Below are 21,876 nucleotides of genomic sequence, written 5' to 3'. Positions count from 1 at the left end.
TCATGTAATAGAAAAATTACATGTTTATCCTTTATATCTTTTAAATATAAATTGTATGAATAATTATATCACAGATATAAAAAAGACTTCAAATGTTCTTTTAGAAAAAGTAAAAAAGCTGAAGCATGTAGCTCTTGATATGGATGGAACTATTTACAATGGCTCAACCCTATTCCCCTATACAGTAAGCTTTTTAAATCAGCTTAAAAGATTAGGCATAAGCTATTCATTTCTTACCAATAATCCGTCTAAAAGTATTTCAGACTACCTGCAAAAATTAGAAGGATTAGGAATTGATGCTTCAGAAGAAGAAATGTACTCATCCGCAGTAGCAACCATAGATTATTTAAAAGCCAAACATCCCCAAATAAAAAAATTATTCATATTGGGAACCCCCAGTATGATTAAACAATTCAATAAAGCAGGATATATATCTACTGAAGACTCAGCACAAGATGAGCCCGATGCATTAATTGTTGCTTTTGATATGACTTTAAATTATGAAAGATTATGCAGAGCAGCTTGGTGGGCGAAACAAGGAAAAATTTATATAGCAACCAATCCCGATAAAGTTTGTCCGACCGACAAACCGGTTGTTTTAGTTGATTGTGCTTCCATATGTTCATCTATAGAAACCGCTACGGGAAGAAAACCGGATATAGTGTTGGGTAAACCACAAAAAGAAATGTTAGACGGCATATTGTCAGCGAAAAATTTAAAGCCGGATGAAGTGGCTATGGTAGGAGATCGCATTTACACAGATATGATGATGGCTCATAATGCAGGAGCTTTCGGAGTATTGGTACTAACCGGAGAAGCTACCTTGGAAGATGCAGAAAAAGCTGATCCTGAATTGGATATTGTCTTGCCGAGTATAGAGGTATTAGGCAACCTGATAGAATATTCACATATAAAATAAAGCTATGAAAAAATATGCTCAAATAAAAGAAGAAGCATTCGAAGGAAATAAATTATTACCCCAATTGAATTTAGTTTTATTTACTTGGGGTAACGTAAGTGTCGCAGATCACAATCAAGGAGTTTTTGCTATTAAACCTAGCGGAGTGCCCTATGAAAAGTTAAAGGTCGATGACATGGTGCTGGTTGATTTTGACGGTAAAGTGGTCGAAGGTAAACTTAGACCATCATCAGACACACCCACTCATGCCGTTTTATACAAGCATTGGAAAGACGTTAACTCAATTGTACACACGCACAGCACCTATGCTACCGCTTGGGCGCAATCTTTATTGGATATCCCCATATTCGGTACAACCCATGCAGATCATACCATTTCTGATATACCTTGTGCTCCGCCTATGAGTGATGAGATGATCCAAGGAGACTATGAATACCAAACAGGTTTCCAGATTCTCAATATTCTTAAAGAAAAAAAATTAAGTCATAAAGAAATGGAAATGGTATTGGTAGGAAGCCATGCGCCCTTCACCTGGGGTAAAACAGCTGAAAAAGCAGTTTACAACAGTGCGGTGTTAGAAAATGTAGCTAAAATGGCTTATTTAACAAGGCAAATAAATCCCCAAGCCCCAAGATTGAAAGAAGCATTGATCCATAAACATTACGAAAGAAAACATGGAGCGAATGCTTATTATGGACAAGAAAAAAACAAATAATTACTATAAACCAACTGAATAAACAAAAAAATGATGAGCATTTCAAACAATTTAGTAATCGGTGTTGATTACGGAACTGATTCAGCAAGAGCCATATTAATGGATGCTGAAACCGGCGAAGAATTAGCACTCTCAGTAAAAGAATATCCGAGATGGAAAAAAGGTATGTACTGCGATCCGGTAAATTACCAATTCAGGCACCATCCCTTAGACTATGTTGAAGTATTAGAATATATAATTAATGAAGTAGTCAGTACAGTTCCGGTAGCAAAAGAAAGAGTTAAAGCATTAGCAATAGATGTTACCTGCTCTACTCCGGTAGTAGTAGATAAAGAAGGTACACCCTTAGCATTACGAGAAGACTTTTTAGATGATCCCAACGGGATGTTTATCTTATGGAAAGATCATACAGGAATAAAAGATTGCGAACATATCAACGAATTTTCCAAAAAATGGCATACCGATTATACCCGATATTCAGGAGGAGGTGGAAATTACTCTGCAGAACATTTTTGGGCTAAAGCTCTTCACATATTCAGAAAAGATCCCAAAATAAAAGAAATCGGGCATTCTTTTGTAGATGCCTGTGATTGGCTCTCCAATTTAATTATAGGGCTAAAAAAACCGGAAGACTTGAAAAGAAACATATGTACAGCCGGATTTAAAGTGTTGTGGAATAAAGAATGGGGAGGATATCCACCTAATGAATTCTTTAAAGAATTAGATCCCGTTTTAGATGGAATTGTAGACACCTTTTCAAAAAAAGTGTATACCTGTGTAGAAACGATAGGAAATTTATCAGAAGAATGGGCTAACCGATTAGGATTAACCACAGCAGTTAAAGTAGCTGCCGGAAATATTGATGCTCATGCAGGAGGAATTGGAGCAGGAGTAAAAAATAAAGCTATTGTTCAAATTATCGGGACATCCACATGCGATATTATTGTAGGACCTAAAAGTGAAAATAATCCGTTAATTCCGGGGATATCCGGTCAGGCAGATGATTCCATAATTCCCGGAATGGTAGGTTACGAAGCAGGACAATCCGTTTACGGGGATTATTATGCTTGGTTTAAAAGGGTTTTAATGTGGCCGTTGAGGGAAATATTTGCAAAAATCGAATATATAGATAAAGAAACCAAAGATAAGGTAATTCAGGAAGTTTATGATAAAATGATTCCTGAATTGGCCAGACAAGCAAAGCTCATACCGGCAAAAGACAGCCATATTATAGCCACTGACTGGATAAATGGAAGAAGGACGCCCAATGTTGATTATGAATTGAAAGGTACTATCACAGGGTTGGCATTATCCAGCAGTACTCCTTTACTGTATAAATCCATAGTAGAAGCAACCGCATACGGGTCAAGGGCCATTGTAGAACAATTTATAAACAATGGAATTGAAATAGAGGAAATTATCGCAGTAGGAGGAATTTCTCAAAAGTCTCCTTATGTAATGCAAATTTTATCAGATGTTTTAGGCAAGCCTATAAAAGTTATCGCAACCAGAGAAGCATGTGCCTTAGGAGTGGCGATGTGTGCAGCTGTAACCGCCGGAATTTATTCTAAATTGGAACATGCTCAAGAAAAAATGGGAATGGGAATTTCAACAATTTACTATCCTAACGAACAAAATCACCAACATTACAATGTTGAATATGAAAAATACAAACGGTTAGAAAAAGTAAAAGAGCTAACCGGAAAACCATAATATTTCGGAGATGGAGGATAGTAAAAAAATAATGATCGCCGTCTCCAATCAAACAAAACTTAAAACTAAACCCAAAAAAATGCAATTATCCAATAATTTAGTAATAGGATTAGATTATGGTACTGATTCCGGAAGAGCAATTTTAATGGATGCAGAAACCGGAAAAGAATTAGCCTTATCAATCAAAGAATATCCAAGATGGAAAAAAGGATTATATTGTAATCCCGTAAAGACCCAATTTAGACAACACCCTTTAGATTATCTTGAAGTTCTCGAATATATCGTTAAAGATGTTTTATATAAAGTGCCGGGAGCAGCCGCTCGCGTGAAAGCCATCAGTACGGATATGACCGGTTCAACCCCGGTAGCGGTAAATAAAGAAGGTACCCCGTTGTCTTTGTTGCCTGAATTTGCCGAAAATCCTGATGCCATGTTTATTTTATGGAAAGATCATACAGGACAAAAAGAAAATGAATATCTGAATGACTTTGCGAAAAAATGGCATATAGACTATACTAAGTCTGCCGGTTGTGGAGATTATTCCACAGAACACTTTTGGACCAAAGCATTACATATATTTAAGATCCGCGAAATAAGACAAGCCGCCTATTCTTTCGTCGAGTCCAGTGATTGGTTGCCTGCCATACTTTGTGGGTTAACTAAGCCCGAAGAGATCAAAAGAGGAATGGGCATAGCCGGATCTCGGGTGATGTGGAATAAAGAATGGGGAGGATATCCTCCTAATGAATTCTTTAAATCATTGGATTCGTCTTTAGATGGCTTAGTAGATACATTTAACAAAGAAGCATATACTTGCGATCAAGTCGCGGGAACGATCACCAAAGAGTGGGCTAATAAATTAGGTCTTCCGGAACATGTACTTATTGCCGTTGGTAATTTAGATTGTCATGCAGGTGCAGTTGGTGCGGGAGTAAAAGATAAAGCTATGGTGGAAATTGTGGGAACTTCTACCTGTGCCATTACCGTAGGGCCTAAGAGTTTAGGAAATAAATTAGTTCCGGGAATTCCTCAACAAGCAGATGACATTATTCTTCCCGGTATGGTAGGATTTGAAGCAGGTCAATCGGCTTTTGGAGATTTATATGCCTGGTTTAAGAGATTGTTAATGTGGCCTTTAGATAACATAATGCTAAAATCGAATATTGGAGATCCGGAGACACGGCAAAGTTTAAGAGATGAAGTATATGCTGAAATGATTCCTAATTTGGCCAGACAAGCGAAAATCATTCCTCCCAAAGACAGTCAGATTGTATCTACCGATTGGATTAATGGCAGAAGATCTCCTAATGTAGATTATGAATTAAAAGGAACGATAACAGGAATAGCTTTATCCAGTGTAGCTCCTTTAGTTTATAAATCTTTAGTGGAAGCAACTGCTTACGGGGCTAAAAATATTATTGACCGTTTTATTGACAACGGAATAAAACTTAAAGAAATTATTGCCGTTGGGGGAATATCTCAAAAATCACCATACGTAATGCAAGTCATGTCGGATGTTATTGGAATGCCTATTAAAGTTATTGCAACCCGTGAGGCGTGCGCTTTGGGAGTTGCCATGTGTGCTGCTGTAGTTGCGGGAGTATATAAAAATTTACCCGAAGCACAGAGTAAAATGGGAATGGAAATTTCAAATATCTATTATCCTAACCAAGAATATAATAAACATTATAATCAGGAATTTAATAAATATTTGAGTTTAGAAAATATCAAAGAGATCATATAAATTAGTTTTCAAGGGTATTGGAGGATCTGTCTCTATGAGCATATAGAGACAGAACTCACCCTTAAAAAATTATATAAAAGAATAATAATAATTCAATAATCAAATTTTTCACAATATTGCTCTGAATAATTGAAGTAAGTGCAATTAAAGCGTAAATTTGAAATCCAAAATTTTATAAAGTACAATGACTGATATTAAAACATTAAATAGAGCAGCAGACAATATTAGAATATTAGCTGCATCAATGGTAGAAAAAGCAAAATCAGGCCATCCTGGAGGAGCCATGGGGGGTGCTGATTTCATTAATATATTATATTCGGAGTTTTTGGAATATGATCCCAAAAATCCCAGATGGGAAGGAAGAGACCGATTTTTTATGGACCCGGGACATATGTCGCCCATGTTATATTCAGTTTTGGCATTGGCCGGAAAATACTCTATGGATGACCTTAAAAATTTTCGTCAATGGGGAAGTGTTACTCCGGGGCATCCTGAGTTAGATGTTGAAAGAGGAGTTGAAAATACATCCGGACCTTTAGGACAAGGTCATGCTTATGCTGTGGGAGCGGCAATAGCTGCAAAGTTTTTGAAAGCTCGATTAGGAAATTTAATGAATCAAACCATCTATGCCTTTATTTCAGACGGAGGGATTCAAGAAGAAGTATCTCAAGGAGCAGGAAGGATAGCCGGACATTTAGGGTTGGATAATCTGATTATGTTTTATGATTCCAACGGAATACAACTCTCTACTCAAGTAAAAGAAGTTAATCAAGAAAATGTAGCAGCAAAATATGAAGCCTGGGGTTGGAAAGTAATTACTATAAAAGGAAATGATCCTTCAGAAATACGTAAAGCCTTACATGAAGCAAAAGCAGTTAATGACAGACCTACTCTTATTATAGGAAATACTATCATGGGAAAAGGAGCCGTGGATGCCAATGGGCAATCCTTTGAAAATAAAGTATCCACACACGGTCAACCATTAGGAGAAGCCGGAGGTAACTTAGCAAAAACCATCGAAAATTTAGGAGGTGATCCGAATAATCCATTTATTATTTTTCCTGAAGTTCAGGCATTATATGCAAATAGAACCAAAGAATTAGAAGAAATAGTAAAAAATAAAAAAGAAATAAAAGAACAATGGGTAAAAGAAAATCCTGAATTAGCCGCAAAAATGGAAAAATGGTTTTCAGGTGCTGCACCAAATATCAATTGGTCTGAAATTATACAAAAACCTAATGCCGCTACAAGAGCAGCATCTTCAACTGTGTTGGAAACTTTAGCTAAACAAGTTGACAACATGATTGTATCTTCTGCCGACTTGTCAAATTCTGATAAAACGGATGGCTTCTTAAAGCATACCCGTCCATTTACCAAAAACGATTTTTCAGGTGCATTTTTACAAGCAGGGGTAGCTGAATTTACTATGGCTTGTTTATGTGTGGGAATGAGTCTTCATGGAGGTGTAATTCCTGCGTGTGCCACCTTTTTCGTTTTTTCTGATTATATGAAACCTGTAGTTAGGGTTGCCGCATTAATGGAACAGCCGGTTAAATTCATTTGGACTCACGATGCTTTCAGAGTGGGAGAGGATGGGCCCACTCATGAACCTGTGGAGCAAGAAGCACAAATACGTTTGATGGAAAAACTGCAAAACCATAAAGGTAAAAATTCCATGCTAGTCTTAAGACCGGCAGACGTTCAGGAAACAACTGTTTCTTGGAAATTAGCAATGGAGAATACACATACTCCAACAGCTTTGATTTTGTCTAGACAAAACATTAAGGATTTACCGACTAAACAAGATCGATTTAATGAATCCTTACAAACTTCTAAAGGAGCTTACATAGTACAGGAAGATGAGGAATATGAAATAATTTTACTGGCTTCCGGTTCAGAAGTTTCCACTCTGGTGGAAGGAGCTGAATTACTAAAAAAAGACGGTATAAAAACAAGAGTTGTATCCGTACCATCAGAGGGATTATTCAGATCACAACCTAAAGACTATCAAGAGTTGGTTTTACCTAAAAATAAAAAGAAATTCGGATTAACTGCAGGGCTTCCCGTTACTCTTGAAGGATTGGTTGGAGAAAATGGAAAAATCTGGGGAATGAATTCTTTTGGATATTCTGCTCCGGCTGCTGTTTTAGATCAAAAATTAGGATTTACCCCTGAAAATGTATATAAACAGGTAAAAGAAATTTTGGGTTAATTAGGTAATTAGTACCTATGTTGTAATCATACTAACTCTATGAATTCAAGAAAGGAGAATTAATATTTTAATTCTCCTTTTTTCTATATAAAAAAATCAGAATAATTTATGTAAACTAGTTAAATATTAGGGTTTATGTGTGATAATAGAACAAAATAAATTAAAATATATATTATATAAAATAATTATATTCTTTTTTACGTTATTTTAATTATATTGATTATCTTAATATGATAAGACATACATTAGGTGCTTATTATTGTTTATATAAATTTTAGTTATGATTTTAATGTGGATATTTTTAATCAAGACACCAGGTATTAATTAAAAAAAGTAATTTTAACAAATAATCTAAAATTATAAAAAATGAATCTTAAAAAGTGTGTATTATCCGGTATTCTTTCCGGATTTATTCTTAGTAGAATTTTTTAATCATGTAGCAGCGACGATATTGCTGATTATAATATTAATTTTTTTGTTCCGTACGATTTCTAAACAAGTTAGATAAGGGGATATCTGTAAAGCCTAACAGGTGAAACAGATATCGATGAAAAACGATGTTCCACGTAAGGAAAATGAAATTAATTTTAGGAGATAAGTTTTCAAAAGCGGATTTAATGAAAGGAACAATAATTGAAAAAGCGATTTTATATCCCGGATCTTTATTAAGAGGAGAGTCATTTGTTAACGGAAACTATGAACCATTAATCCTAACGAATTCTTTTAATGCGGTTATTATTATATCTTACGATCAATGGGGTCAAAGTAAGTATTAAAAAAGATGCTTTACCTAAGGAAAGTGAAGTTTCACAAGCTCTAACCTAAGTAAAAACTTGTAATTCCGGTTATTTTTCTGAGAATTATATTCCGGCTAATTATACGTAAAATAGTGAGAGAGTTACTACGGTTGATAGTTTTAAGAAAATTATCAATTTACATGTAAAATCTAATTTTTCATCCCTTGTAAATTCCACTTTTGATTACTATTATAATAATTCCGTTTTAAAAGCATCCAGCTATTTTTTGGTAAAAACTAAGACAAACAGTTTATTCAGCGGGTATAGATCTTGTTAATTGGACGAATTAGGTAGAAGGTAATATAAAAGCATAGGAAATTGGTTTGTATGAACCAGTATATATCAGCAATATAGATTATGGTAGGGTAGCTTATTTATTAATTGAAACAAATAAGTCAGCGAAGAATACCGGTATAATGGTAAAAGGTGCAGTTGATTACAAGATAGGAAAATTAACATCAGGAGAGAATTATTTAAAGAATGAAGAATTGAAAAAACTGTTTAATACAAAAATATGAATGTCTCCGTGTTAGGTGGGCCTTCCAATTGAGTCATTTCCTATGACGAATTTATTAATTATATGAATTTATATGGAAAAGATGTCATCATTTCCTCTTCTGCACCAATTTCATATATTTTTCGTCGTTTGAAAGACAATACAAAGGTCGAAATCGTGAATAATTACGAAGAAGTCAGAAAAGAACTCCAACAATTATGCACCAAGTTTAAATTTTAGCTTCAATACTTTTCGTGGTATTGAGGCTAAATGTTTTAATAAGGAGTATTTGTTTTGTTATAAGGTAAATATTCGTATTATCATCCAACTATGATTTTTGCCTTGATATTTTATGGTTTGGAAGTGTTTCCACATGTTTAATGCGAAATTAAAATTCTCTTTTTTATATAAATTATTATATAACAAAATATTTAATATATATTGATTTATCTAGTATTTGTTGCGTTAATAGAACAAAACAAAATAAATTTTAGTTAATTGTAAAATAATTTATTAAAATCTACGTTAATACAGTATTAATTAAAAATAAAAACTAGCTATGAAAAAATTAATGCTTTTGTTTTTGCTAATGGTTATTATATATTCATGCAGCGATTCTGATACTAATGATTTAAATCTAACTACAGATCAAAACCTAATTGAAAATCCAACATTTTCAATAAAATTTGTCAAAGCTTCCAATGGATCAACCATGAATAATCTTCAGGTAGGAGATTCTCTTGTATTAACTTATAAAATTACTGGTGCCACTATTAAACCGGATGAAGCATTTACTATCATGCCTCAACCAGGAGGTCCTATTTCTCATCAACTGTTAGGAGAAGATTATGATCTATATTTTAAAAATAAAAAGGTCGATAATATTTATACAGTTGAAAACGAAGGTAAATTTACTCTATATATTAAAAAAGCAGGTAATTTTAGTCATACCTATTGTGCTTTTATTGTAAATGCTAAAAATAATGAAATTCCTAAAAAATTGATTTCGAAGAGTGAACTATTTTTTAACTCTGTGAGAATTGTTGCATATAATTATGAAATCAGGCTTAGGAAATCGTCTACTTGGCATCATTCTTTAAATGGTGTATTTCATAAACTTTATATAGATACAGGAAATGAAGTGTATGATAAATATCTTGAGAATCTAAGCTATAACGTATATTATAATTCGCGAAGTTTCGAACAATCTAATTTTCGCAATAAAGAGAACAGAGATTTTTATGATGTTCAAAAAGTTGAAGGAGGAAAAAGAGCATACATAATAAATACTATTGATAAAATTATTTTCAAAAAAGATGTAAATGGGATAATAACCAATATCGAATACAAAAATATTCCTGTAGTATCCTATGGAAGGAAAGATGATTGGGGAACAGAAGGAAATAATAATCTTTAATAATAATAATCTAAAACTATACAGAAATGACTTTAAAAAAAAATTTAGTATCCGTTCTGATTTTAGGATTTATCCTTGGTAGTGTGTTTAACTCTTGTAGTAGCGACGATGATGCGGTTTCCGGTAGTAGGGGATTGCGTGAAGTGAAATTTCATTCCGAACCGGATATGGAAATATCTACAAAATTTACAGGGAATACAAGTATAGATGCTGATGGTGTTCCCCGTAAAGAATATGAAATCGTTACGCGTCGTTACAACGAATTTTCGGTTGCAGATCTCATGAGTGAAGCAAATATTGAAAAAACAATTTTATATCCGGGAAGCATACTTAGAGGAGAATCTTTTTTAAACGGAAAGTATGATCCGGTAGTTCTTCATAATTCATTTAATCCGGTTACCTTGTTTCTAACAATTAATGGATCTAACAGAGAAATTAAAAAAAATGTCGTTCCTAAAGGTAGTGAAGTTTTTCAAGCATTGACGGACTTAACATTAGGAAATTCAGCCTTTTTCTCATCTAAATATATTCCGGCAAATTATACATATGAAAGTGAAAAAGTTACAACGGAGGAAAGTTTTAAAAAGACAATAAATCTGCATATAAAAGCAAGTTTTGCCGGTATAGCAAATTCTTCTTTTGACTATGATTATAATAAATCAAATGTGAAATCATCAAGTTATATCTTGGTTAAGTTAAGACAAACCGTATATTCTGCAGGTATAGATCCGGTGCACTGGTCAAATTGGGTACAAGGAGATATTAGTCTTTTAGATAGCGGTCCTTACGAACCGGTTTATATCAGCAGTATAGATTATGGTCGAGTAGCCTATTTGCTGATTGAAACTAAAAAGTCTTCACAAGAAACCAGCAATATGGTTAAAGGAGCTGTAGACTTTAAAATTGGTAGAATTTCTGTTGGCGGGAATTATCAAAAGAATGAAGAATTTAAAAAGTTGTTTAACTCCAATAAAATAAAGGTTTCTGTGTTGGGTGGTCCTTCAAAAATTGTCACCAATTATGATCAATTCATGGATTATATGGAGCTATTTGGAGAAGAAAATGCAATTTCTTCATCTGCACCTATTTCATACACCATACGACGTTTAAAAGACAATACTCAAGTGGATATTGTTAATACATATGAAGAGGTTAAAAAAGAATACAGATAAAATAATTTATTAGCATTTAAATTTAGCTTCAATAATGTTTAGAGTATTGAAGCTAAATTTTTTTTAAAAAAAAGCATTTTATTAAATTGAAAGCATATTGGCCTATTGAAAAATTTTCTTCATTTTTCTTTAATCAATTTAATCTATTGATAATTATATAACTAAAAAAAACATATTGCTTAAAAGATACAACATAGATAAACCTTTATTTTTAACATCTTTTCCGATAAATTATATAATTTAAAAACCTTTATTAAATTTATAGCTTAAATCATTTTAATTGAATTGAAATTCATATAAAAGAAATTTTATTGAAATTAAATTTATTATTAATTTAATTGGTAAATTTTTTTATATTTGAAAACAAGATATAAATAATAAATATGATTAGGGTTTATTACGATAATTTCTAAAAATTGATTCAATTTGTAGATTTAATTATATTAAATTCATGATAATCTATGTTTATTTAATTTAAATAATAACAAACTTGATAAAATATTGAATTTAAAGCTACAATTTCTATAAAATAAATACATAATACATATAAAATTATCTTTATTTTGTAACCAATTTTTTGAACTATATACACCAGATGAAAATAAAAAAAATTACTCTCACATTGCTGACTTTGATGACCCTATATGGATCATTAGAAGCACAAAATAGAACACAGGTAGAAAGGCCCAAGTTAGTAGTTGGTATCATTGTAGACCAAATGCGATGGGATTACCTATATCGATTATATGACAGATATGGAAATGCAGGTTTTAAAAGACTCTTAAATGAAGGATTTTCATTTGAGAATTGCATGGTAAATTATGTTCCATCATTTACAGCCATAGGACACAGTACGGTTTATACCGGATCGGTTCCTTCCATACATGGAATTGCAGGAAATGATTATATAGAGCAAAACACCGGCAGGAGCATTTATTGCACAGAAGACTCCAAAGTAAAAGGGGTAGGATTGGATGATCCGGAAAACAAAGTAGGGAAAATGTCTCCGTATAATTTAAAAGTATCAACAGTTACCGACCAGCTTAAATATGCTACAAATTCAAGATCAAAAGTAATAGGTATTTCTTTAAAAGACAGAGGAAGTATATTACCAGCAGGACATGCAGCGGATGCAGCCTATTGGTTTGATGCAAAAAGCGGAAGATGGATAACCAGTACCTACTATATGAAAGAATTACCGAAATGGTTAAAAGAATATAATTCTAAAAATATGCCGGAAAAATATTTAAGTAAAGATTGGAATCCAACGTATCCCATTTCAACTTACATACAAAGTCCGGATATCAAAATGCTGGGTAAATATGAAGTAGGATTTAAAGGATATGAAACTCCTTCCTTTCCAATGAAAACTTCCCAAATGATGAAAACATTAGGTGTAAGCTTGATTCAATACACACCCTATGGAAACACAACCACGACAGATATAGCCAAGTTGGCGATTGATCATGAGAATTTGGGAAATAACAAAACAGGAGATACCGATTTTTTAGCAATAAGTTATTCATCTCCCGATAAAATGGCTCACCATTATTCAATCAATTCTATATTAACGGAGGATTCTTACATAAAACTGGATCAAGAATTAGCAGATTTATTTAATCATTTAGACAGTAAAGTTGGAAAAGGAAATTACCTGGTTTTTTTAAGTGCCGATCATGCAGGAATACCTAATGCAAATTTTATGAATGACAATAAAATGGCCGGTGCACTTCGAAGATTATCTCCGTACGAAAAGAAAATCAATGAATATTTGAAATCAAAATACGGAAGAGACGATTTAGTTAGAAGTTTTAATAACTATCAAGTAAATTTCAACTATACTGCAATCAAACAAGCCTCAATAAATTTAGAAGATCTTAAACAAACCTGTATTGATTATCTTCAAACCCTGGAAGGGGTCTTATATGCCGTTGATATGAAAAAAGCATCCATAGCAACAGTTCCTCAATATATTAAAGAAAAAATCATTAATGGGTATAACAGAGAATATTCCGGAGAAATACAGATTATTTTAGATGGAGGATCTTATGATTTTGAATACTTTGATCCAACCAAAGGAGGTACGCATGGGACTTGGGGACCGGATGATGCGCACATACCTTTTATTTTAATGGGCTGGAAAATTCCTCACGGAAGCACTACAGAAGAAGTTTATATGACAGATATTGCTCCTACCATATCTGCATTATTAAAAATACAAATGCCTAACGGTGCCATAGGTAAACCCGTTGATTACATAATGAAGTAATATTAATTAAGTTTATTTCCTCTGAATTAATTAAACAATCTAAAAATGTTCAGAGGAAATATTTTGAAGTTCTTGCAATTATGAATAGAAAAAATTTAATTGGTCTGTTATTTCTTATCGTTTTAGTTAGTTCTGTTAAAGCTCAAACACTCGAAATAAAAACAGGAACGAATACTGAGGACAATATAAAAATAACCATGGGAGGTCGAATAGCTTTTGACGGAGCTGTTTATTTTGATGATAAAACACCATTGGGTAACGGAATGACTATATCTGATGTGCGATTAACCTCCAAAATGCGATATAAAAAATGGGATGCAAAAATAGATTTTGGTTTTTCCGATAAAAAAGTAAATACCAAAGACATCCATTTAATTTATAATATTAATGAAAATTCCTGGGTTAAGTTGGGATATGCCGGAGAGCAACTCGGGTTGGAAAACTGGGAAAGTTCTGCATGGCTAAAATTTATGACGGCAGCAGCTAGTTCACAAGTTTTTGGTTCGGGGCGACAGCTTGGTTTTACCTATGTTAAATGGAATAAAAGAATATATTATAGCGGTGGCTTTTATACAGATAGCGATGCAATAACTAACAGCAAAGAAGGAAATCAGGGATATGCTTTTGTAGGTAAATTTTCAGTTGATCCTGTCAGTACTAATGATAAATTAGTTCATATAGGAATATCGGGAGAGTATAGAAACGGTAATCGTGATGGTTTGGATGATAATAAAAAAACCAAAAGGATTATGAGTTACTCCGGAAATTTAAATACAAATGTTGAAAAAAAGAAACCCTTAGACATAACCATCACTAACGTTAAAGATCAGTACAGATGGGTGACGGAATTATTAGCGACTGCCGGACCTGCTTTTTTGCAAGGCGAATATTATTCGATTCATATCAATAGAAAAGCAAATAATCATTCGTATAACGCCGATGGCTTTTACGTGCAATCGGGTTTTTTAATACTTGGAGACAAAACCTATAAATATAATTTAGGGGACAGACGATTGAAAAAACCGGGAGATCATACTTTGGAAATGGCTATTAGATATGATTATACAGATCTTAATGATGGGATTTATAATGGGGAAATTTTAAAAGGGGGGAGAATGAGTGATTTATCATTAGCAGTAAATTACTATCTAAATAAATACATAGGTTTTAAAGTTAATTATTCCTACATTAATTTAGGACCTTATAACAATTATGGAACCAATAAAGAAAACATTAACTTAATTCAAGGAAGGGTTATGGTTGTGTTTTAAAAGTTTCCTAAAAACTATCAAATGATACTGTCATTGAATTTATTAATGGTAAAATCATAGCCTTGAAGGTTTCCAATGTATTTAAAATTATTTGAAACATATCAATCTATAAATATTTATTTTTTAGATAAAATAGTATCAGTATAAAATAAAGTATAAAGCTAACTAGTAAATACCACAAAAAAAGCAATTACTATGATAATGAGAACGAATTAAGCTTTATCCAACTTTATAAGTTGGCAATAATTATAGATTCTAAATCTTTTTCAATAAGTAATTGCTCTTTAAATAAAACCTTACTTCCATTTTTATAAAAAACGGTTGCAGGTATACTTCCTTCCCATAGTGGATCAATAGCAGGAATCCATTGATCCATATTTTCGAGATCATTTAGAAGATAAACTTCGGTTGAAATGGAATATTTACGTATAAACTTTTTAACAAATTCAATATTTTTAACAGGATTTAAATTTATTAAGATCATTTTATAACCGACGTTATCCTTAAACCTTTCATTTACTTTCATAAAGGAAGGGATTTCAACAACGCAAGGCATACACCATGTAGCCCAAAAGTTAACGACTAAAAATTTATCATTCTCTTTCTCAATAATATTTTTAAAATCAGAAAAAGTGATTACTTTAATATCCTTGATTACATCTGTCGAGGTCTTAGGCTGAGCTTTACCAATAATCGTAATTACTAGTAAAAACAAGCAGATATATATTTTTTTTATCATAAATTTATTATAAAAGACGTAACATATCTTTTACAAATTTAATTATATCTGCATTTAGTATGTTACTTACTTATTCATTTCATCATATTGAGATTCATGAATAGGAAGAGACATGGGATTAGTTTCATCATAATAAATAGACAAAGAATCACCCACCTTACTTTTATCTTCAGGCATTTTCTTTATAATGGTTGAATGTAAATTACCTTTGTCATCTCTGTAAACGATATTCCAAACATTAATTTTTTCGTTAGCAATGGATACACCGCTTTGTTCTCCGGTAATTTCTGCCTTAGCTTTTTTTGAAGCAGCAACATTCATTACATTTTCAGGTGCAATAATAGTTGCCGATTCTTTTTTGTTTAATTTTGAACAGCTGTAACAAGCTAACAGAACTAAAATAATAGTAAAATAACTGATTTTTTTCATTTTTTGTGATCATTTAATTATTCAATTTCAAAAGTTGTTCCTTCTTTTCCATCTTTAAGATTAATACCGGCTTCCGACAAACGATTACGGATCTCGTCAGAAAGAGCCCAATCCTTCTCAAGTCTTGCTTTATTTCTTAAATCAATAAGAACTTTCATGGCTTGATCCAGTTTACCGGTATCTTTCATAGTATCAGATAAAAGTTCCAATCCTAGAATATCATAGAAGAAAACATGAATAGCAGTATTTAACTTTTTTAAATCAGTAGCAGTTAGTGTTTCTTTTTTTAAATCTAAATTATTTATAAGTTTAACTATATCAAATAAATGTGAAATTAATACCGGAGTATTAAAATCATCGTTTAATGCTTCATAACAAGTATCAATCCATTCCTGAATGTTATAACTTGAAGTTTCAGAAGCAGCAATATGTGGGAGTTTTTCAATCGCGGAAGTTAAGCGGAAATAACCTTTTTCGGCAGCAATAATAGCATCGTTGGATAAATCTAAGACACTTCTATAATGAGCTTGTAAAAAGAAAAAACGAACAATGATCGGATGAAAAGGTTTTTCAATAAAACTATTTTCACCGCTAAATAATTCTTCAGGTAAAATGGTATTGCCCGTAGATTTACTCATTTTTTGTCCGTTTAAGGTAAGCATATTCGTATGAACCCAATAATTTACAGGTTCTTCACCAAAAGATCCTTTAGCTTGAGCAATTTCACATTCATGATGCGGAAATTTAAGATCCATACCCCCTCCATGAATATCAAACTTTTTACCTAAATATTTGGTACTCATTGCGGTACATTCCAAATGCCAGCCCGGAAATCCGTTTCCCCAAGGAGAAGGCCATCTCATGATATGTTCAGGAGACGCATTTTTCCACAATGCAAAATCTTGAGGATTCCTTTTTTCACCTTGTCCGTCTAAATCACGAGTATTGGCAATCATATCTTCTATTTTTCTGCCGCTTAATTCACCGTAGTTGCCCCCTTCTAAATCAAATTTATTTACATCGAAATAAACAGACCCGTTGACTTCATAAGCCAGACCTTTATGCAATAATTTCTTAATTAGCTCTATTTGCTCTACAATATGGCCGGTAGCTGTAGGCTCGATATCGGGAGGGAGCATATTAAATAGATCTAAAACCTTATGAAAATTAAGGGAATATTTTTGTACTACTTCCATGGGCTCTATTCTTTCCAGGCGAGCCCGCGTTGAAATTTTATCTTCAGAATTATCATCGGTAAGATGTCCGGCATCGGTAATATTACGAACGTATCTTACTTTATATCCTAAATGACGCAAGTATCTGTTGATAACATCAAAAGATAAAAAAGTTCGGCAATTACCCAAATGCACTTTGTTATATACTGTTGGACCGCACACATACATTCCTACAAAACCTTCATGCAAAGGGGTAAATACTTCTTTTTTACCGTGTAAAGAATTATATAATTTTATTTGATTGTTCAGATAGCTGCGCATATTTAAATTTTGAAATGGGAGTCAATACCAATATAATGTAAAAATTCTTTTCTTGTTGTAGGATTGTTTAAAAACAAACCACTTAATTCAGCCGTAACCGTGCTGCTTTCTGTATCTTGTATGCCTCTCGAATTAACACATAAATGTTTAGCGTCAATCACACAAGCCACATCATTAGTATTTAATACTTCTTTTATAGCTTCAACAATTTGTCTGGTGAGCCGTTCTTGAACCTGAGGCCTTCTGGAATAATAATTTACGATTCGGTTAATTTTAGACAGTCCGATAACTTTTCCATTTGAAAAGTAAGCAACGTGTGCTCTTCCGATTATAGGCAGGAAGTGATGTTCACAAGTTGAATAAACCGTAATATCTTTTTCAATCAGCATTTGACGATACTTGTAACTATTTTTGAATGTAGACACTTCCGGTTTATTTTCGGGAAGAAGTCCTCCAAAAATCTCATTTACATACATTTTAGCAACCCTTTTAGGGGTATCTTTTAAACTATCGTCATTCAAATCTAATCCAAGAATATGCATAATTTTAGTAAAATGCTCTTGAATCGCTTTTTGTTTTTCTTCAGGAGATAAAACAAAGGCATCCGATCGAATAGGAGTATATTCTGTATGTGTGAAATGGTCTAGTTCTTCGTCTTCTTTATTAAACATAATAAAAAACATCTAAATTTCTACAAAAATAAGTTTTTTTTAGTTGAAAACCATTACAATATTGAAAAGCAAATAATCATTTATAAAAGAATATTTTAAAATAAAATTGTATCTTCGCATAGAATTAATCTAAATAGTTAACTAGTTGTGAATATTTATCTTCAATATGCGTTTATAGCCTTAACTTTACTAGTAGCTGTCTGGTATTTGATTAAATTATTTAGGGAAACTTTTTTTTCCAAAAAGAAAAAATGCGGAGGAGGTGTCAATTGCAAATGTGGCAGAGAGTAATATTTGGAATAGAAATTGAAATTAGCTAATCAATCAAGTAGTTAAAAAAATGAAAGTAAAACATTTGGTAGGTGCAGTATCTAAAGATAAATCATTTATTTCCAAAATTCCTGTTTTATTTAGAATGTTAAGGGCTTCTCTAAAGGGGCAATATAAACCGGGAATTAAAAATCTTTTTATTTTCACCTTTTTAATTATTTATGTATTATCTCCCATTGACCTCATCCCTGACTTTTTAGTAGGCATAGGTTTTCTTGATGATTTAACTATTGCCTTTTTTGCATTTTCCAAATTATTCAAAGAAGTTGATAAGTATGTAGCATGGGAAAAGCAAAAACATAATACTATTGTCATTGAATAAAAATTCGAAAATTTTATGGTCTATAGTAGGGCCTACAGGAATAGGAAAGACGGCTTTATCTATTGAACTGGCTAAAAATTTAAAAACAGAGATAATATCCTGTGACAGCAGACAATTCTATAAAGAATTAAAGATTGGAACTGCTGCTCCTTCATTCGAAGAATTATCTTTAGTTCCTCACCATTTTATAGGAAATTTAAGTATTGCTCAAGATTATTCAGTTGGCGATTTTGAAAAAGACGCATTAAGAAAGATAAACGAGCTTTTTAATAAATATGATCAACTCATTATGGTGGGAGGGTCCGGTCTATATGAAAAAGCGGTTAATGAAGGGTTAGATAATTTTCCCGATATAGATTCTAAAGTCAGAGAGGATTTAATGGTTGAAATACAGGAAAAGGGACTATCCTATTTACAAGAAGAACTAAAGAAGAACGATCCCGAATATTATTCTCAAGTGGATTATAATAATCCGGTGAGAGTAATGAGGGCGTTGGAAATTTTTAGAGGAACCGGAAAACCTTACAGTTCATTTAGAAAAAATCTGGTAGAAAAAAGAAATTTTACATCCGTTAAAATCGGTTTAACAGCTTCTCGTGATCTTATTTACGATAGGATAAATAAACGAGTGGACTTAATGATGAAAAAAGGATTATTAGAAGAAGTTATTTCTTTGCAATCTTATAGACATAAAAACGCATTACAGACCGTTGGATATAAAGAACTTTTTGACTATCTCGATGGAAATTCTTCCTTAGAATTTGCCATAGATGAAATTAAAAAGAATTCACGCAGATATGCTAAAAGACAATTAACTTGGTATAGGAGAGATGAGTCAGTTAACTGGTTCGATTATCAGAGTACTCAGGAAATTGTAGATTTTGTTACGGAAAAGATTAGGTAATAATCATACGCTATCAAGTTTACAATAAATATAATTTTTAAGCAATAAAAAATCAGGATAGGAAACTATCCTGATTTAAAAGACGGAATTCTAAATTAATTTTCTATTTTCTTAATTCTAATATTTTCTTAACCTCTTTGGATTTAATATTTTGATGTTCACCCAATTGCCAACCTCTTTTTTCTATTCGTTCAGAAATTCGGTTTATAGCTTCCTCTCCTAAATTATAATCAGAAAGTCTGGTTTTACAATTCATGCTATGGAAAAAGGATTCAACTGCACTAATAGTATCTTTGATCAGTTCGCCAATAGAATCGGCTTGTAAAGAAAAAACCTCTCTTCCCAATCGAAGAATTTTATCTTTTTTCTCTTCTTTTAATACTTCCATTACTCCGGGCAATACAATTGCCAGTGTTTGCGCATGATCTATTTCGTAGAAAGCGGTTAATTCATGTCCTATCATATGTGTAGACCAATCCTGAGGTACACCGCAAGCAATCCAACCATTTAAAGCCCAAGTTGAAGCCCACATCAGATTAGCTCGAACATCATAATTTTTAGGATCTTTTAGAGCTTTAGGTCCTTCAATGATTAAGGTCTTTAGAATAGATTCAGACATGAAATCTTGTAATAAACCGTTTACAGGATACGTTAGATATTGTTCAATAACATGCACAAAGGCATCGATAACCCCATTACTGGTTTGAACCGGGGGTAAACTATAGGTTACACTTGGATCTAATACAGAAAATTTTGGATAGACTATTGGTGAGCTGAAAGATAATTTTTCTTGGGTTTCATTTTTTGTAATGACAGAATAGGTATTCATTTCTGATCCAGTGGCAGAAATAGTCAAAATAGTACCAAAAGGAAGTGCTTTTTTTATAACCACAGTAGGATCTGCAAGAATTCGCCAAGGATCTCCCTCATCGAAACAAGCTGCTGCAACAATAAATTTGGTTGCATCAATAACCGAACCGCCTCCCACGGCTAATACATATTCAATATTTTTCTGTTTAATAAATTCAACGGCACGCATACAAGTTTCATAGTGAGGATTCGGTTCAATGCCTGAAAATTCATACCATTGGTACCCTTTTAATGCATTAGTTACTTGTTCATATACTCCATTTTTTTTGATGCTCCCTCCACCATAGATGACTAATATGTTAGTTTGTAAAGGTATTTCTTTAGTAATTTCGGAAATCATACCTTTTCCGAATAAAATTTTTACAGGATTTACAAAGGCAAAATTATTCATTATTTGATTTTTTAATAGGTTTAATTATGCTTTTTATCCCTCAAAATTTGAACCAAAACCGGATAAAAATAAAAAAGGTTACGTTTATAGTAACCTTTTTATATAGAATATAATTTTAAAATCTTAATTTTCTAAGGCTTGAGCTCCACTAACAATTTCAATTAATTCATTGGTTATGGATGCTTGACGAGCTTTATTATACGATATGGATAGTTGATTTTTTAATGCTTTAGCATTATCTGTGGCAGCCTGCATAGCAGACATTCTTGCTCCATGTTCTGCAGCATTTGAGTCCAATATCGCTTTAAAAAGCTGAGTTTTTAATGAAGTAGGAATAAGATGTGTTAAAATACTTTCCTTAGAGGGTTCATAAATATAATCGCTAACTAAGGAAGAGTTATTGGTATTTTTAGAAAGTTCAATTGGTAGAAATTGCTCGACTTGTAAAAGCTGAACTACCGCATTTTTAAATCGATTATATACCAATTCAATTTGATCATATTCACCATTTAAAAACAACTGCATAAGTTCTTCAGATATTTTAGAAGAATTTTCATAGGTTGGCGCATCCCATAGAGAACTGTAATTTTTATATATAGATACTGATTTTTTTAGATTTTCATATCCATTTTTTCCTATTGTTAAAAGGTCAACTTGAATATTTTTATAGTCATTTTCCAATAGATTTTTAACAGCTTTAACTATAGTAGAGTTAAAGGCCCCGGCAAGTCCTTTATTGGAAGTAATGACAACTAATAAAACCTTTTTAAGTTCTCTCTTTTTAGCATATTCTGCACCACCGGAATCAGAGTCAAGAAAAGGACTAACATTTGATAATAATTCTTGCATTTTTTCTGAATAGGGGCGTAATCTTACAATAGCATCTTGCGCTCTTTTCAGTTTAGATGAAGAAACCATCATCATTGCACTTGTAATTTGCATAGTCGAATTTACAGAGGCAATTCGGTTTCGTATTTCTTTTAATGTTGCCATTTTCTA

At 32.5% G+C, this 21,876-nt stretch carries 19 protein-coding genes; 13 read left to right on the top strand and 6 right to left on the bottom strand.

Going from position 1 to position 21,876, the window contains the following annotated elements; all coding sequences use genetic code 11:
* The first annotated feature begins 55 nt into the window (after positions 1-55).
* The 11 genes from G8C41_RS06380 to G8C41_RS06330 all read left to right on the top strand — a co-directional run bounded on the left by G8C41_RS06380 (position 56) and on the right by G8C41_RS06330 (position 14,725).
* Positions 56-919, top strand: a complete 864-nt coding sequence (locus tag G8C41_RS06380; protein ID WP_105296957.1) for an HAD-IIA family hydrolase — start codon at positions 56-58, stop codon at positions 917-919.
* 4 nt (positions 920-923) lie between these two features.
* Complete coding sequence (locus G8C41_RS06375; RefSeq protein WP_105296958.1) at positions 924-1,634, top strand: L-ribulose-5-phosphate 4-epimerase; 711 nt, start codon at positions 924-926, stop codon at positions 1,632-1,634.
* A 33-nt stretch (positions 1,635-1,667) separates the two neighbouring features.
* Entirely contained in the window at positions 1,668-3,347 is a 1,680-nt protein-coding gene (locus G8C41_RS06370) for a ribulokinase (protein ID WP_160568231.1), read from the top strand.
* 10 nt (positions 3,348-3,357) lie between these two features.
* Complete coding sequence (locus tag G8C41_RS06365) at positions 3,358-5,091, top strand: ribulokinase (protein ID WP_221411719.1); 1,734 nt, start codon at positions 3,358-3,360, stop codon at positions 5,089-5,091.
* Between the two features lie 184 nt (positions 5,092-5,275).
* Positions 5,276-7,303 (top strand): transketolase family protein, encoded by a 2,028-nt coding sequence (locus tag G8C41_RS06360; RefSeq protein ID WP_166006765.1) that lies wholly within the window; start codon positions 5,276-5,278, stop codon positions 7,301-7,303.
* Positions 7,304-7,878: 575 nt separating this feature from the next.
* Entirely contained in the window at positions 7,879-8,079 is a 201-nt protein-coding gene (locus G8C41_RS06355) for a hypothetical protein (RefSeq protein WP_166006763.1), read from the top strand.
* A gap of 344 nt (positions 8,080-8,423) precedes the next feature.
* Positions 8,424-8,618 carry a hypothetical protein gene (locus G8C41_RS06350; RefSeq protein ID WP_160568225.1) on the top strand — a complete coding sequence of 65 codons (195 nt, stop codon included), beginning with the start codon at positions 8,424-8,426 and terminating at the stop codon, positions 8,616-8,618.
* 537 nt (positions 8,619-9,155) lie between these two features.
* A complete protein-coding gene (locus tag G8C41_RS06345) occupies positions 9,156-10,013 on the top strand; it encodes a hypothetical protein (protein WP_166006761.1) in 858 nt (285 codons plus the stop codon).
* A gap of 26 nt (positions 10,014-10,039) precedes the next feature.
* Entirely contained in the window at positions 10,040-11,185 is a 1,146-nt protein-coding gene (locus G8C41_RS06340) for a thiol-activated cytolysin family protein (protein ID WP_166006759.1), read from the top strand.
* A gap of 595 nt (positions 11,186-11,780) precedes the next feature.
* Positions 11,781-13,454 (top strand): alkaline phosphatase PafA, encoded by a 1,674-nt coding sequence (gene pafA / locus G8C41_RS06335; RefSeq protein ID WP_166006757.1) that lies wholly within the window; start codon positions 11,781-11,783, stop codon positions 13,452-13,454.
* Between the two features lie 80 nt (positions 13,455-13,534).
* Positions 13,535-14,725, top strand: coding sequence for an OprO/OprP family phosphate-selective porin (locus G8C41_RS06330; protein WP_160568217.1), 1,191 nt, complete (start codon positions 13,535-13,537; stop codon positions 14,723-14,725).
* Between the two features lie 229 nt (positions 14,726-14,954).
* Here G8C41_RS06330 and G8C41_RS06325 read toward each other — a convergent pair whose 3' ends face one another.
* The 4 genes from G8C41_RS06325 to folE all read right to left on the bottom strand — a co-directional run bounded on the left by G8C41_RS06325 (position 14,955) and on the right by folE (position 18,060).
* Entirely contained in the window at positions 14,955-15,464 is a 510-nt protein-coding gene (locus G8C41_RS06325; protein ID WP_166006755.1) for a TlpA disulfide reductase family protein, read from the bottom strand.
* Positions 15,465-15,530: 66 nt separating this feature from the next.
* A complete protein-coding gene (locus G8C41_RS06320; RefSeq protein ID WP_160568213.1) occupies positions 15,531-15,893 on the bottom strand; it encodes a hypothetical protein in 363 nt (120 codons plus the stop codon).
* 17 nt (positions 15,894-15,910) lie between these two features.
* On the bottom strand, positions 15,911-17,389 hold the full coding sequence (gene cysS / locus G8C41_RS06315; protein ID WP_160557881.1) for a cysteine--tRNA ligase: 1,479 nt from the start codon (positions 17,387-17,389) through the stop codon (positions 15,911-15,913).
* Positions 17,390-17,391: 2 nt separating this feature from the next.
* Positions 17,392-18,060: a GTP cyclohydrolase I FolE gene (gene folE, locus G8C41_RS06310; protein ID WP_160557882.1), complete on the bottom strand. Its 669-nt coding sequence runs from the start codon at positions 18,058-18,060 to the stop codon at positions 17,392-17,394.
* Positions 18,061-18,400: 340 nt separating this feature from the next.
* Here folE and G8C41_RS06300 point away from each other — a divergent pair, with 340 nt between their 5' ends.
* Together G8C41_RS06300 and miaA are read left to right on the top strand one after the other, a co-directional pair.
* Positions 18,401-18,712 (top strand): YkvA family protein, encoded by a 312-nt coding sequence (locus G8C41_RS06300; RefSeq protein WP_160543066.1) that lies wholly within the window; start codon positions 18,401-18,403, stop codon positions 18,710-18,712.
* Positions 18,705-19,616, top strand: coding sequence for a tRNA (adenosine(37)-N6)-dimethylallyltransferase MiaA (miaA, locus tag G8C41_RS06295; protein ID WP_166006753.1), 912 nt, complete (start codon positions 18,705-18,707; stop codon positions 19,614-19,616). Before G8C41_RS06300 ends, miaA begins: the two co-directional genes overlap by 8 nt.
* 103 nt (positions 19,617-19,719) lie before the next feature.
* On the opposite strand, the gene G8C41_RS06290 is transcribed toward miaA, so the two are convergent.
* Together G8C41_RS06290 and atpG are read right to left on the bottom strand one after the other, a co-directional pair.
* On the bottom strand, positions 19,720-20,877 hold the full coding sequence (locus G8C41_RS06290; RefSeq protein WP_166006751.1) for an iron-containing alcohol dehydrogenase: 1,158 nt from the start codon (positions 20,875-20,877) through the stop codon (positions 19,720-19,722).
* A gap of 123 nt (positions 20,878-21,000) precedes the next feature.
* Positions 21,001-21,870: an ATP synthase F1 subunit gamma gene (gene atpG / locus G8C41_RS06285; RefSeq protein WP_166006749.1), complete on the bottom strand. Its 870-nt coding sequence runs from the start codon at positions 21,868-21,870 to the stop codon at positions 21,001-21,003.
* Positions 21,871-21,876 lie beyond the last annotated feature (6 nt).

The organism is Apibacter sp. B3706 (genome assembly GCF_011082725.1).
Taxonomy (GTDB): Bacteria; Bacteroidota; Bacteroidia; order Flavobacteriales; family Weeksellaceae; genus Apibacter.
The sequence above is the reverse complement of the archived record's forward strand: the minus strand, read 5'-3'. Positions and strand labels throughout refer to the sequence as shown.

Bases quoted from the DNA above. Each gene is read 5' to 3' on its own strand.
- G8C41_RS06355 (WP_166006763.1), top strand. From the start codon at position 7,879: ATGAAATTAATTTTAGGAGATAAGTTTTCAAAAGCGGATTTAATGAAA.
- atpG (WP_166006749.1), bottom strand. From the start codon at position 21,870: ATGGCAACATTAAAAGAAATACGAAACCGAATTGCCTCTGTAAATTCG.
- cysS (WP_160557881.1), bottom strand. From the start codon at position 17,389: ATGCGCAGCTATCTGAACAATCAAATAAAATTATATAATTCTTTACAC.
- G8C41_RS06290 (WP_166006751.1), bottom strand. From the start codon at position 20,877: ATGAATAATTTTGCCTTTGTAAATCCTGTAAAAATTTTATTCGGAAAA.
- G8C41_RS06345 (WP_166006761.1), top strand. From the start codon at position 9,156: ATGAAAAAATTAATGCTTTTGTTTTTGCTAATGGTTATTATATATTCA.
- G8C41_RS06325 (WP_166006755.1), bottom strand. From the start codon at position 15,464: ATGATAAAAAAAATATATATCTGCTTGTTTTTACTAGTAATTACGATT.
- G8C41_RS06330 (WP_160568217.1), top strand. From the start codon at position 13,535: ATGAATAGAAAAAATTTAATTGGTCTGTTATTTCTTATCGTTTTAGTT.
- folE (WP_160557882.1), bottom strand. From the start codon at position 18,060: ATGTTTAATAAAGAAGACGAAGAACTAGACCATTTCACACATACAGAA.
- pafA (WP_166006757.1), top strand. From the start codon at position 11,781: ATGAAAATAAAAAAAATTACTCTCACATTGCTGACTTTGATGACCCTA.
- G8C41_RS06320 (WP_160568213.1), bottom strand. From the start codon at position 15,893: ATGAAAAAAATCAGTTATTTTACTATTATTTTAGTTCTGTTAGCTTGT.
- G8C41_RS06300 (WP_160543066.1), top strand. From the start codon at position 18,401: ATGAAAGTAAAACATTTGGTAGGTGCAGTATCTAAAGATAAATCATTT.
- G8C41_RS06365 (WP_221411719.1), top strand. From the start codon at position 3,358: ATGGAGGATAGTAAAAAAATAATGATCGCCGTCTCCAATCAAACAAAA.
- G8C41_RS06340 (WP_166006759.1), top strand. From the start codon at position 10,040: ATGACTTTAAAAAAAAATTTAGTATCCGTTCTGATTTTAGGATTTATC.
- G8C41_RS06360 (WP_166006765.1), top strand. From the start codon at position 5,276: ATGACTGATATTAAAACATTAAATAGAGCAGCAGACAATATTAGAATA.
- G8C41_RS06370 (WP_160568231.1), top strand. From the start codon at position 1,668: ATGAGCATTTCAAACAATTTAGTAATCGGTGTTGATTACGGAACTGAT.
- G8C41_RS06380 (WP_105296957.1), top strand. From the start codon at position 56: ATGAATAATTATATCACAGATATAAAAAAGACTTCAAATGTTCTTTTA.
- G8C41_RS06375 (WP_105296958.1), top strand. From the start codon at position 924: ATGAAAAAATATGCTCAAATAAAAGAAGAAGCATTCGAAGGAAATAAA.